This window comes from Flavivirga amylovorans, from assembly GCF_030540875.1.
In the GTDB taxonomy this organism is placed as follows: Bacteria; Bacteroidota; Bacteroidia; order Flavobacteriales; family Flavobacteriaceae; genus Flavivirga; species Flavivirga amylovorans.
The window spans coordinates 55,856-68,681 of sequence record NZ_JAUOEM010000011.1 but is presented as its reverse complement, the minus strand read 5'-3'; the positions used below and the strand labels follow the sequence as shown (position 1 = coordinate 68,681).

Below are 12,826 nucleotides of genomic sequence, written 5' to 3'. Positions count from 1 at the left end.
CTTAAAAAGTAATTTCATTTCCGTTAAATGTTTTGCAGTCATTATATTTTTAATGACATTATTCCTAATAGTCTCTGGAACTTCATGTGGAGGTTGGCCAACATATTTAAAAGGATTTTTTTCCATAGCCAATATCACTTTAATTAGCGTTTATTACCCTATGACAGTAAAGAGGCAAAAAAGTCACTTAAAAAATAAACGTATTAGCTATTGTCGGTGTCTAAATCCGAATCGGGTTCTTCAGTATTGGAATCATTCTCAGAATCTTCAATGTTTTCTATGATATCCTGAATGATGTTTTCCTTTAGGGTTTCTGGTAATATTGAATCTGTTGATTCTATTATTTTAAAAGGGTTTTTCTTAGTCATTAATCTTTAATTTTATCGTAAGCTTTCATTACTTTTATACGGGCTCTTTTAAGTCTCATTTTTACAGCGCTTTCTGCTATATTTAAAATAACCTGAATATCCTTAACAGACACGTTATCCTGATATTTTAATAGAAGTAAAGCTTTATCAGCTGGCTCCAAAAGCTCTAAGGCTTTTTCAAGTTTAGAAGCCCTTAATTCGAAAAGGTCGTCTTCATCAATATCATCTTCAGATGCCAAATGATAATCGTGCTTATTTAATCTCTCCCAGCGTTCTTTTAGTTTTTTTGAAGTATCTTGATTTTTATAATTTACAAGAAAATTATAGGTAAAACTATATAACCATGTAGAAAATTTAGATTGTGCTTTATACGTATCAAGCTTGGTAAACAGTTTTATGAATATATCCTGAGTAAGATCCTTAGCTTCATTTTTATCTTTTGAAAAGCTATAGCACTTACTATACACTTTCTTACTGTACCTATCATAAAGTTTACCAAAAAGAATCGCATTATTTGTTTCTACTATTTGCTTAACAAGTTCATCATCTGTAATGGTTGATTGGTCTCCTTTTAAATCATTGGAAAATACGTTGACCAAGATTAAGTGAAATTTATTTGATAATAACATAAATAGATAAAAAACTAGATTAGCATTTCAAAGTTAAAAAAAATGGTGACCTAAATATTAAAAAACAGTCATAATATAAAAAAACACCTTTAACTATTTTAATTATTAAAAATTATGTTGGTCTTAAAATTATGCAAATCAAGAAATCAAAAAAGTAATACAACTTACTTTGTGGATTTTAATTGTATTGCTAAAATAGATGAGACCTTAGATAACAATCCGTTCAAAAATTTATTCAAGCTCGAAAAAGGAATCCTATACCCTAATGAAAGTTCAGACTTATTAAAAATAGACAGATAATGATGGAGCTTGTAATAATTTCTTTAGGTTTCATAATTACCGCTTATGCTGTTATTGCGAATGATGTCATTCAAACACTAGGAACATTTTTGGTATCTAATCACAAAAAACATTGGTTACTATTATGGTTTTATGCTGCAATTATATTGGCAATTACCTTAATCTATGGATGGTTTGTACACAATGGTGATGTCTCTTATGGACGCTTAATAAAAATTCCTTTACCAGATCAATTAGAATGGTGGTATTTACTAGCTCCTATGTCTCTTTTAGTTATTACGCGATTAGGTATCCCGGTAAGTACTACATTTATGATTCTCAGTGTATTTTCAACCAGTCAGATTATCGAAAAAATGATTTTAAAATCAGTACTCGGATATGCACTTGCTTTTATTGTGGCGGTTGTAATCTATTTATTAATTTCTAAAACTCTAGAGTCTCAAGCATCCCTTAGATTGATGCATATAAAAAAACAGAAAAAATATTGGCTGATAGCACAATGGTTTTCTACCGGTTTTTTATGGTCTCAATGGCTCATACAGGATTTTGCTAATATTTATGTGTTTTTACCAAGAAAACTGTCTATCTATGAGCTTATTCTTTCTCTTGGAGTAATTCTTCTTATCATGGCATACATATTCAAAAGTCGGGGTGGCAAAATACAACAAATCGTGAACCAAAAATCTAATGTAGAAAATATACGTTCTGCAACAATTATTGATTTATGTTATGGTGTTTTACTTTATACTTTAGGAACTGTTAGCTCTATCCCCATGAGTACCACTTGGACTTTTATAGGGATTCTTGCTGGGCGTGAAATTGCTATTAATTATTTGTTGGAGAGAGAAAAATTGAAGTATACGTACAAATTAATATTCAAAGACCTTTCAAAAGTCAATATTGGATTAATTGTTAGTGTGCTTATAGCCTTTACCATCCAATTATTAAAATCTTAATAATGAAAAACAGGTATTCCACAAGATCATTTTTTTTGAATATCATTATCACCTTGTCGCTTAACATATGTTCAGCACAAACTTTAGCGCAAGAACTACCATTGAGGGGCATTAATGATTCAATTCCCCTGCGCCAACTTCTGGATACTAGCCTTCAGAAAAAATTGGAACAAGAAATCAATAAAAAACCAAAATGGAAAAAACTGGTAGCCAATAAACGAATGGCTATCGGAATTGTAGATCTGTCTGATACAGACCGCATACGTTTTGCACGCCTCAATGGCAGCCATATGATGTATGCCGCCAGCTTACCAAAAATCGCAGTACTTCTGGCTGCAACAGATGCTATAGAAAAAGGCGAACTTGCTGAAACCTCAGAAGTTAAAGCTGATATGAAAATAATGATTAGCAAATCTAACAATGCTGCTACTACCAGAATGATTAACCGCATAGGTTATGATAAAATTGAAACTGTGCTAACCAGCGAACGCTATGATCTGTATGACGAGGAATTTGGTGGTGGTCTTTGGGTGGGAAAACGTTATGGCGGCGGCGGAGATACTAATAGAGACCCTTTAAAAAACTTAAGTCACGCAGCCAGTGTTACCCAAGTATGCCGGTTTTATTATCTACTTGTGCAAGGAAAACTGGTCAATGAGGCTAGATCCAAACAAATGCTAGATATTATGGAAAATCCAGACTTACATCACAAGTTTGTCAATACTTTGGATAGAATTGCTCCTAATGCACGTTTATTCAGAAAATCAGGCTCCTGGAAAACGTATCACTCTGATTCTGCATTGGTGTGGGGAAAAGACCCGAAAAGAAGATATATTATTGTCGCACTTATTGATGATACAAATGGAGAACAAATTATTAGGAACTTGATAGAACCCATCGAGAGCGCGTTAAAAAAATGAATCATTGGTGATTTTATTGAAAGAAAAGTGTCTAAAATGTTATTTTTAGATAGTATTATACTAAACTATTAAGCTTTAGAGTGTGTATTTTATGATTAAAACTACTTTTAAAAAGGTTTTCGATATTAGAGATGGAGAGCTGAAAACGGCTCTCTTAATGCAAAGTTATATCTTTTTGATTATAGCTACATTACTGATCATAAAACCGACTGTAAACTCTATTTTCATATCAGACTTAGGTGCAGACAGCTTACCGCTAGCTTATCTAATGGTAGCAATAAGCGCAATTATCACTTCCTACATATATTCAAGGGCTACGGAAGAATTCTCATTAAAAACTATTATCAAATTTACACTGGTCTTTTCAATAATCACCTTACTTATTTTAGGTGTTTTACTGCACTTAAACCTCATACATGGTTGGATCTTATATACATTTTACACAGGAGTAGCCATATATGCCGTACTTGCAACCTCTCAATTCTGGGTACTTGCAAATATGGTTTTCAATATCAGAGAAGCAAAAAGACTCTTTGGTTTTATAGGTTCAGGAGCTATTATTGGAGGCATATTCGGTGGGTACCTTACTACATTGTTAGCGCCTTATATTGGCAATGAAAACCTTATATTTATAGCTGTTTTTTTCTTGTTTTGCTGTTTCCCCATTCTATCCATAATATGGAAGGAAAAAGTAAGTGTACTAAACACATTCAAACAGAAAAAAAGAATCCAAACAACCTCTGAGCGTCCTTTTAAATTAATTCGAAGTTCTAAACATCTTACCTTTCTGGCATTGGTTATTGGCATTGGTGTAATTACAGCCAGATTAGTCGATTTTCAGTTTAGTGACTTTGCCGCAAAAAAAATAAAAGACAGCGAAGAACTTACTTCATTCTTTGGCTTTTGGTTATCTACCTTCAATGTAATATCATTATGCCTACAACTTTTCTTAACGAGAAAAATCGTTGGTGTTTGGGGGGTTGGATTTTCTCTCATTCTACTACCTTTAATTATACTTTTGGGGGCACTACTTTTTCTGGTAGTACCAGAATTATGGGTAATAATTTTGTTAAAAGCAACCGATGGAAGTTTAAAACAATCTGTAAATAGATCTGCGATGGAGCTTTTATCCCTTCCCCTACCGTATCAATTAAAAAAGCAAACAAAGTCATTTATTGATGTTGTTGTAGACAGTGTTGCCACAGGAATTGCAGGATGCATTTTAATATTCTTAATCAAAGGATTACATGTTCCTGAAAAATTTCTGATGGGATTCATCATCGTTCTTACACTAATATGGACCTATTTTGTAATAAAAGTGAGGAAGGAATATTTTCTTTCTTTTAGAAGAAACCTAGATAACCTAGATGCTGAAAATAAAAGAAAGAGAAAAGAAGTTTCCAAAAGCTCATTTTTAATGGGTATGAAAAACGTATTTAATAATGGTACCGAAAAGGAAATTTTATTCATGTTGAGCAAAGTGAAGGAGATTAAAGACGATAGATTAGCAGCATTTATAAGACCTTTAATAGCACACCCTTCTCATAAAATAAAAGCAGAAGCTATCAGGAACTTTTACTTTTTCAACAATGAAAGTATTGCTATCGAAATTAAAAAGTTATTAGAAATCAATGATGAAAATGTGGTTCTGGCCTCACTTGAATATTTACTAAAACATGCTGAAAATAATGAAACCCTCATTTTTGATATTTTTTTGGATCATCCTAACAAATTTATTGCAGATGTCGCATTACTTTGCCTATCAAAAGAAGCCAGGGGCAATAGTACATTAAAAGACAAATATGATTTTTCTACAAGAGTCGAAAAAAAGCTATCGGAAATTGAGTTCGTGTCTGATCAAACAGAGAAAGAGACTCAAATCGTTAAACTATTAGATATTATTGGATACGGCGATCATAAAGAAGGATATTCTCTTATTTCCGGAAATCTAAACAATCCCAATATCAAAGTAAGGAATCATGCAATAAAAGCTGCTGGCTATACGATGCACGAAGAATTTATTGATCGATTATTAGAATTTATTGAAGACAAGTTATATAGACCTCAAATAATAACAGCCTTACTTAACTATGGCCCTGCTATAATGGAATCTTTACAACTTAAAATCGTTGATAAAAACATGTCTCTTTCTATACGAAAGTTGCTACCTCAAGTCATTGCAGCATTTAAAAGCCAACAATCTGTAAATGTGTTATTTTCTGTTTTCATAAACTCGGACGACCTTGCTATCAGAATAGAATCATTAAAAGCTTTATCAAATTTAAAATCGGAAAAAAGCGAATTGGCATTCGACAAAAATAAAATTGCAAAATTAATTCTGGAAGAATGTAAACTATATGATGTTACATTAAATGCAATGCATACTCAAATTATAATGCATTACTTTAAGAAAAAAAAATTAAAACATGCTTTATCTGAAAAGGAGATAGATGCAAGAGAAAGCTTAATGGAGTTGTTAGAACGGCGACTAGATGCTGGTCTGGAACGTATTTTTAAACTTTTAGAGCTTAAATATTCTAAAAAAGATATACAGATCGCCTATCAAGGTATTTTGAGCGAAGAACAAGAAAAGCGAACCAATGCGATTGAGTTTTTGGATATCCTATTAAACCCTAAATTAAAAAATGTACTGATTCCTATTGTAGAGGCCTCTATTTTAGATACCTCTTCAGAAGAAGTGATTGAAATGATAAACAAGAATAAGGTTACCGAAATGGATTGTTTTACCTCTATATTAAAGGGAAGGGATTTAAAATTAAAACTTGCTGTTCTATATTTAATCCAGCAAATTGCGGATGCCAAATATTTACCTATTCTGGAGACTCTTATTGAAAATAACGATTCCAAAGTTCAGGGCTTTGCAAGAGACGCAATGGATAAAATAAGCTCTCAAGAACTCCTAAAATAAATTGCATTTAGGCATATGAAGACATTAATGAAAAGTGGTATTATGACCTTTCTTTATAGAACAAATTAATTATTACAACCTCTAATCTTGGAAGTCATTAAAACTTTGATAACCCAGCAAAAAATGAAATGATAATTTCTATCGTATTTATAATATTAGGTTTTCTATTTCTTATAAAAGGAGCTGACTGGATGATACGTGGAGCTACCTTACTCGCCAAGAAAAATAATATTTCAGATTTAGCCATTGGTTTAACCATTGTGGCATTTGGAACCTCTGCTCCCGAAGTTATAGTAAATATAATAGCTTCTTTTGAAGGGCATTCAGAAATTGTTTTTGGAAATGTTATAGGAAGTAATAATTTTAATCTCTTCATCATCTTGGGGATTTCTGGACTAATACTTCCTATTACAGTACAATCAAAAGTAGTTAAAAATGAGATTCCTATTTCGTTACTTGCTGGAATACTCCTTTTAATATTGGTAAGTAATTTTTTTTCGTCTTCTAATGGTATTTCCAGATTGGAAAGTATCTTTCTTTTATTGCTATTTGGGCTTTTTTTGTTTTATATTTATAATCAGGCTAAAGATGATCCTAAAGTACCTGATTCTAATATGGTTTTAACCTCAAATCTTAGAATATGGTTTCTAATAATAATTGGATTGATAGGTTTAATGATAGGTGGAAAACTTGTAGTAGACAATGCCGTGAATTTAGCGACAAGTTTAGGTATTAGTAAAAAGGTTATTGGGCTAACTATTATTGCAGCAGGCACTTCACTTCCAGAATTAGTGACCTCTGTTGTGGCTGCCTTGAAAAAGAATAGTGATATGGTTATAGGAAATGTAATAGGATCTAATATTTTTAATATTTTATTTGTTTTATCCACAAGCGCATTAATTTATCCTCTTGATTATACTTCAAACTTTGACTATTCTATTTACTTTTTTATAGGTGGTACGGTATTTTTGCTATTTTTTATGTTTACTGGTAAAAGATTAAAACTAGATAGATGGGAAGCTTCTCTATTACTTATAGCATACATTATTTTTAGCGCTTATTTAATAGGAAAATAAACTCAAAATTATGAAAGTAACTGTTTTAGAAAAAAGATTACGTGACATATACGACCATATTGTTCGAGAAGAAGAAGTTGCTGAAAAACTTGCTTCAAATGCGCATAAAGATTATCGATTAAGTTCAAAAAACCTATACCGGTATTTGTTATTAAGAAGTTATGATTTAAGAGACTTTCACGACAGTTTATCAGAACTCGGAATCTCTTCATTAAGAACTTCGGAAGCCTATGTACTTAGCAATCTTACAAATGTTTTAAAATTACTTAACCTGCTACAAGGAAAAGCGTATATCAATACCGATAATCCAGAAATTATAGGCTATAAGAGATCGAAAGAATTAATTCGAAAACACGCTAGAAATTTATTTAAAAAAGCAGAAGGGGAAAATTCAGCCGAAATTATGGTAACCCTTCCAAACGAAGCTGCCGATGATATCGAACTTCTTTCAAGGTTAATTAAGGAAGGGATGAAAATTGCAAGAATCAATCTTAGTCACGGAACGGAAGAAGTTTGGTCTAAAATGATACAAAACCTCAATGAGGCAAAGAAAAAACTAGGAAGTAACGTTAAAGTATATATGGATCTCTCCGGCCCCAAAATAAGAACGTCTAAAATTGAAATAAAAACAAGTGATGGAAAAATAAAAGAATCCATTGGGCTAAAAGTTGGGGACCATTTAATCCTCACAAAACGCGATACTTTAGGAAAAAAATCAATTTATGGTAAAGCAAATCAGTTAATTCAAAAAGCGGAAGTTGGCGTATTATTACCGGAAATAATCAATGATCTGGAAGAAAACGATATTGTTTATTTTGACGACGGTATGATAAAAGCTGTCGTTATCTCAAAAAAATCCGAGGATGTTGAAATAAAGATTACCGAACTGTATAAATCAAAATTATCGTCCAGTAAAGGCATAAATCTGCCCCTAACAAAACTAAGTCTTCCTTCCCTAACAGATAGGGATATTGAGCTTTTACCATTTGTTTGTAAAAATGCGGACATCCTTGGGTATTCGTTTGTAAGAACAGTTGCCGATGTTCAAAAGTTATATAAAGAACTCGAAAAGAATCACAACACAACTATTGGGGTTGTTTTTAAAATTGAAAACAACGAAGCTTTTGATAATTTACCACTAATACTTATGGAGGGAATGAAACGAAAAAATATTGGTATTATGATTGCCAGAGGTGATCTTGCAGTCGAAGTCGGTTTTGAAAGAATATCCGAAATACAAAATCAAATATTATGGATTTGTGAAGCGGCTCATATTCCAGTTATCTGGGCCACACAAGTACTGGACAATTTAGCCAAAACCGGATTACCTACCAGAGCCGAAATTACAGATGCAGCCCATAGTGTTCAGGCAGAATGCGTCATGTTAAATAAAGGACCGTTTATAGTTGATGCCATTCGCACATTGAAAAAAATCTTATTAAGAATGGAAGCCCATACTTTTAAAAAGAAAAGTTCTTTGAGAGCCCTAAATGTTGCTATAAATAGTATTAAACACTATAAGAATATAGAGTAGAAACCATGAAAATGATAAACAAAGGAAACTAAAGTTCGTTTATATAAAGGGTCGTATTCAATATTGAATTTCCGCCTCCCCGTATTGTACCTGTAACGGGCATAGTTTGATCAAAATGTGAACTCGACACAAGAGCAATATGCGCATTACCTGTTACAACTCCATAACTGGGATCAAAGCCAACCCATCCCGCTCCGGGTATGAACAATTCCCCCCAAGCGTGCAATTCATATTTTGGCTTATCTACCTTGATATAGTAATAACCACTTACAAAACGTGCAGCAATACCTAAATTTCTAAACAAATGAATTTGCATCCAAGCTAAATCCCTACAGGAACCTTTTTTTAAATTAAACGTTTTATTGGGATCAAAAGGATAGCCTTCATGACGATAACATAATTCAAAATCATTATGGATTTGCTGTGTAAGATTAGTAAGAAAATCGATGGTATTATTTGATTTTTCCAGAACGCTACTTGAATAATCTTTTAAGGATTGATCGATATCCATGTTTCTTAAAGAGGCAAATAATGCCGTCTTCAATTCTTCTGTATAATTAAAAGGAACCTGAAGGTACTGTGAAGGAAAAATGATAAAGGTGAACGGATTATATTCAGAAATTGTGATTAGCGAATTAGTGCGTATAATAAGCTCTTTTGTTTTATTCTGAAACCAAACAAAGTGAATGGTATTATTTTCAGGATCAATCTGCTCTCTAGTGGCCATAGGATTTGGGTGGATTTCCAAATCGAAGGAGTCCAAAACACAAAATGAGGTGGATTTTGGTTTTAATCTTAATTGATGTGGCTCTAAATAGACTTCTGAGCTAAAATTATATTTAGTTTCATGAATAATTTTAAGTCTCATCTTCACTAATTAAATCCGTGTGTTCCTTTTCAATGGCTTCTAAATCTTTAGTTATACCATTATCCATCAACTTATCCATCCAACTTTCAGGGAGGTAATTAATAGACTCCCGCAATTTTTCATTCCAAAGCTTTGATATGGGTTGGAGTTCGTTTTTTGTATAATGCTTTTCAATAATATTGAAAGAATCTTTATCATACCACACGACATCGATGGGATAATCAACATCATTGGCACTAATACGGGTAGCATCAAAGGACAGAAAACCTGCCCGTAATGCAAACTTCATAGAAGAACCATATCGTATCGTCCTATCCAAAATAGGCTTACCATAGCCATTGTTCCCAATGATAACAAAAGGAGAGCCTTCTACAACTTCAATCCAGTTACCTTCTGGGTATAATAAGTAAATCTTATGTTCATCATCATCTTGTAATTGCCCGCCAATTATTGAAAACAGATTAAAGCTAAGGCCCGATTCCTTTAGAGAAGCCTTGTCTTCATTGGCAGCTTGTTTTACCTTAGCGGAAAAAGCATTTACCAGTTTGTATAATTTATTATAAGAATCATCACTTTTTTCGATGTCCTCCTTAAAATAGGTCATAGCCTTATCCCTCACAGATCGCAATCCTGAAGTCATTATAAAAAAAGAATGCCTTTCCTTGTTTACCGTGAATACTTTTTTAGCTTTTGCAGTTTCACTTCCAGAGGTTATTCTGGTATCTGATATGCCAACAAAACCAGATTTTAATTTTATACCTAAGCAATATGTCATCTTATTGTTGTGTGTTTTGGTTTTGATTTATAATACTTTCTGAACAGAAAAAGGAGTTATAAAAAGCTGTGGATACCTGATTTAGTTCTTTCTGAAAAGTATCTAAATATTCATGTAACCCTGTTTGAAATATCTCGTTAATATCTGCATAATTTAATTTTGACTTTAGTATCTTCAGTTTTTTTTCGGCTTCATTGGAAAACCCATCGTCACTACCAGTAATTTTATACAACGATTGTTCAGCTCTAGTTAAACATTGCATCATTGATCTGGGAAATTCCCTATCAAGAATTAAAAATCCTGAAATCCCTATGGGGGTTAGTTTCCCATTCTTTTTTCGATACATATCGTAGGCACTTACAGATTTTAAAAGTGCGGTCCATTGTATTAAATCCAATGGAGACCCTATACTCTCCTGTGTTGGTAAAAGAATATGGTACTTTACATCCAATACCCTGGATGTCTTATCGGCTCTTTCAATAAGTTGCCCTATTCTTCCAAAGTGCCACCCATCATTTCTGGAAATCGTTGTATCCATGATTCCATAAAACAACTGACATCCCTTCCTAATTTTTAAAAAGAATTTTCTAGGATCGTTTTTTTTCCATAGTTTTTTGGTTAGCCCCTCTTTCACCAAATAATATAAAAAGTTAATTTGTTCCCATAATTCTTTAGTAATCTCTGGCCTAATGGCACGGGCATTTTCCCTTGCTTTTACAATACTGTTGTATATCGAATTCTGATTTTCTATGTCAAAACCTAAAAAATAAATAACTTTGCTCTTTTCTGCATCACCATACAACGATTCATACAATGCCCAATCTCCAGTGGCATCTACCAATGGTTTCCATTGTTCGGAAACTTCGGGAGGTAATTCTAACGAAAGATTAAAATTTACATCCATAAATCGGGCGTAATTCTCTGCTCTTTCAATGTATCGATTCATCCAATACATGGTATCTGCTACTCTACTTATCATTTTTTCTATTTTTTTATGCTAAAACCCAAGTGTCCTTACTACCGCCACCTTGTGAAGAATTCACAACAATTGATCCTTTTTTTAACGCCACACGTGTTAATGCCCCTGGTATTATTTTTATGTCTTTTCCATACAAAATATATGGTCTTAAATCTACGTGCCTACCTTCAATGGCATCATCTGTTAGAGTAGGCACTCTTGATAGGTTAATCATGGGTTGTGCGATATAGTTTCTAGGGTTATTTTTTATTTTTAAAATAAATGCCTCTTGTTCTGCTTTTGTCGATTTAGGACCTATCAGCATGCCGTAACCTCCCGATGCATCGGTCTGTTTAATAACTAACTTATCAATATTCTCAAGAACATATTTCAAATCTTCTTCTTCTGCACATATATAAGTAGGCACATTGGCTAACAATGCCTCTTCCCCTAAATAATATTTTATAATTCTGGGAATATAGGCATATACTGCTTTATCATCTACAACCCCCGTTCCCGGAGCATTCACCAATACCACATTCCCTTTTCTATAGGCATTGAACAAGCCTGGAGTACCTAAGAGAGACTCTTTATTAAACGTTAACGGGTCTATAAATTCATCATCTATTCTTCTATATATCACATCAACCCGTTGCAATCCCCTTGTGGTAATTTTATAAACAACATCATCTTTTACCACAAGGTCCCTACCTTCTACCAAATCTGCTCCCATTTGTTGTGCCAAATAGGCATGCTCAAAATATGCAGAGTTATAAATACCTGGGGTTAGAACCACAATAGAGGCCGGTGTGTTATTGGTTAGGGATTCCAACATATCCCTTAACTCATGTGAATAATTAGAAACCGGTCTTACTTTTAGTTTTTCGAATAATTCGGGGAATGTTCGTTTAAGAATTTCCCTGTTTTCCAACATATAGGATACTCCGGATGGGCAGCGCAAATTGTCTTCCAGCACATAGTATTTACCGTCTGCCCCACGAATCATATCACTACCCGTAATATGACACCAAACTCCTTTAGGAGGTTTCAACCCTATACATTGTTTTAAGTAGGATGCACTAGACAATACCAATTCCTTTGGAATTATATTATCCTTTAATACTTTTTGATCGTTATAAATATCATCAATAAACATATTAAGAGCTGTTACCCTTTGTTTGAGGCCTCTTTCTAAATAATCCCATTCTTCCTTGTTTATAATTCTAGGGATTATATCTAAGTGCAGTATTCTTTCTACACCCTCGTTATCACTATATACATTAAATGTCATCCCAAGAGATAATTGAGCCCTGTCGGTAGAATGCTGGAGAAAGTTTAGCTTTTTCCAGCCCATTTTCTGCAAGCGCTCAAGAAACAATTTATAGTACGGACGTATATTTTTATTTTCATCAAACATTTCATCATAAAAACCAGACGTATTATAGTTATCAAAATTTATTTTTGCCATAGTACTTTTTGGTTTTTAGGATTATATAATGAACTCGTTTAAAAT

The 12,826-nt window shown here is 33.1% G+C and carries 11 protein-coding genes; 5 read left to right on the top strand and 6 right to left on the bottom strand.

Annotated elements, in window-relative coordinates; translation table 11 throughout:
* Positions 1 to 203: 203 nt before the first annotated feature.
* Complete coding sequence (locus Q4Q39_RS20375; protein WP_303284448.1) at positions 204 to 368, bottom strand: hypothetical protein; 165 nt, start codon at positions 366 to 368, stop codon at positions 204 to 206.
* The gene (locus tag Q4Q39_RS20370; protein WP_303284447.1) at positions 368 to 967 is read right to left on the bottom strand and encodes an RNA polymerase sigma factor; all 600 of its coding nucleotides are present in this window, start codon (positions 965 to 967) and stop codon (positions 368 to 370) included. The genes Q4Q39_RS20375 and Q4Q39_RS20370 overlap by 1 nt, the downstream gene beginning before the upstream one ends.
* A gap of 329 nt (positions 968 to 1,296) precedes the next feature.
* Here Q4Q39_RS20370 and Q4Q39_RS20365 point away from each other — a divergent pair, with 329 nt between their 5' ends.
* The 5 genes from Q4Q39_RS20365 to Q4Q39_RS20345 all read left to right on the top strand — a co-directional run bounded on the left by Q4Q39_RS20365 (position 1,297) and on the right by Q4Q39_RS20345 (position 8,712).
* Positions 1,297 to 2,253: a hypothetical protein gene (locus Q4Q39_RS20365; RefSeq protein ID WP_303284446.1), complete on the top strand. Its 957-nt coding sequence runs from the start codon at positions 1,297 to 1,299 to the stop codon at positions 2,251 to 2,253.
* Between the two features lie 2 nt (positions 2,254 to 2,255).
* Complete coding sequence (locus tag Q4Q39_RS20360) at positions 2,256 to 3,173, top strand: serine hydrolase (RefSeq protein WP_303284445.1); 918 nt, start codon at positions 2,256 to 2,258, stop codon at positions 3,171 to 3,173.
* 91 nt (positions 3,174 to 3,264) lie between these two features.
* Positions 3,265 to 6,102: an NTP/NDP exchange transporter gene (locus tag Q4Q39_RS20355; protein WP_303284444.1), complete on the top strand. Its 2,838-nt coding sequence runs from the start codon at positions 3,265 to 3,267 to the stop codon at positions 6,100 to 6,102.
* 128 nt (positions 6,103 to 6,230) lie between these two features.
* Complete coding sequence (locus tag Q4Q39_RS20350; RefSeq protein ID WP_303284443.1) at positions 6,231 to 7,178, top strand: calcium/sodium antiporter; 948 nt, start codon at positions 6,231 to 6,233, stop codon at positions 7,176 to 7,178.
* A gap of 10 nt (positions 7,179 to 7,188) precedes the next feature.
* Complete coding sequence (locus Q4Q39_RS20345; RefSeq protein WP_303284442.1) at positions 7,189 to 8,712, top strand: pyruvate kinase; 1,524 nt, start codon at positions 7,189 to 7,191, stop codon at positions 8,710 to 8,712.
* A 28-nt stretch (positions 8,713 to 8,740) separates the two neighbouring features.
* On the opposite strand, the gene Q4Q39_RS20340 is transcribed toward Q4Q39_RS20345, so the two are convergent.
* From Q4Q39_RS20340 to Q4Q39_RS20325, 4 genes are read right to left on the bottom strand one after another with little or no spacing between them, the layout of a single operon-like run.
* Positions 8,741 to 9,580 (bottom strand): transglutaminase family protein, encoded by an 840-nt coding sequence (locus tag Q4Q39_RS20340; protein WP_303284441.1) that lies wholly within the window; start codon positions 9,578 to 9,580, stop codon positions 8,741 to 8,743.
* Positions 9,570 to 10,355, bottom strand: coding sequence for a proteasome-type protease (locus tag Q4Q39_RS20335; RefSeq protein WP_303284440.1), 786 nt, complete (start codon positions 10,353 to 10,355; stop codon positions 9,570 to 9,572). The genes Q4Q39_RS20340 and Q4Q39_RS20335 overlap by 11 nt, the downstream gene beginning before the upstream one ends.
* Position 10,356: 1 nt before the next feature.
* Positions 10,357 to 11,334 (bottom strand): alpha-E domain-containing protein, encoded by a 978-nt coding sequence (locus Q4Q39_RS20330; RefSeq protein WP_303284439.1) that lies wholly within the window; start codon positions 11,332 to 11,334, stop codon positions 10,357 to 10,359.
* Positions 11,335 to 11,347: 13 nt separating this feature from the next.
* On the bottom strand, positions 11,348 to 12,781 hold the full coding sequence (locus tag Q4Q39_RS20325) for a circularly permuted type 2 ATP-grasp protein (protein ID WP_303284438.1): 1,434 nt from the start codon (positions 12,779 to 12,781) through the stop codon (positions 11,348 to 11,350).
* Between the last annotated feature and the right edge of the window lie 45 nt (positions 12,782 to 12,826).

Excerpts from the sequence above, each read along its gene's own strand:
- Q4Q39_RS20375 (WP_303284448.1), bottom strand. The coding sequence starts at position 368 with ATGACTAAGAAAAACCCTTTTAAAATAATAGAATCAACAGATTCAATA.
- Q4Q39_RS20365 (WP_303284446.1), top strand. The coding sequence starts at position 1,297 with ATGATGGAGCTTGTAATAATTTCTTTAGGTTTCATAATTACCGCTTAT.
- Q4Q39_RS20360 (WP_303284445.1), top strand. The coding sequence starts at position 2,256 with ATGAAAAACAGGTATTCCACAAGATCATTTTTTTTGAATATCATTATC.
- Q4Q39_RS20355 (WP_303284444.1), top strand. The coding sequence starts at position 3,265 with ATGATTAAAACTACTTTTAAAAAGGTTTTCGATATTAGAGATGGAGAG.
- Q4Q39_RS20350 (WP_303284443.1), top strand. The coding sequence starts at position 6,231 with ATGATAATTTCTATCGTATTTATAATATTAGGTTTTCTATTTCTTATA.
- Q4Q39_RS20345 (WP_303284442.1), top strand. The coding sequence starts at position 7,189 with ATGAAAGTAACTGTTTTAGAAAAAAGATTACGTGACATATACGACCAT.
- Q4Q39_RS20340 (WP_303284441.1), bottom strand. The coding sequence starts at position 9,580 with ATGAGACTTAAAATTATTCATGAAACTAAATATAATTTTAGCTCAGAA.
- Q4Q39_RS20335 (WP_303284440.1), bottom strand. The coding sequence starts at position 10,355 with ATGACATATTGCTTAGGTATAAAATTAAAATCTGGTTTTGTTGGCATA.
- Q4Q39_RS20330 (WP_303284439.1), bottom strand. The coding sequence starts at position 11,334 with ATGATAAGTAGAGTAGCAGATACCATGTATTGGATGAATCGATACATT.
- Q4Q39_RS20325 (WP_303284438.1), bottom strand. The coding sequence starts at position 12,781 with ATGGCAAAAATAAATTTTGATAACTATAATACGTCTGGTTTTTATGAT.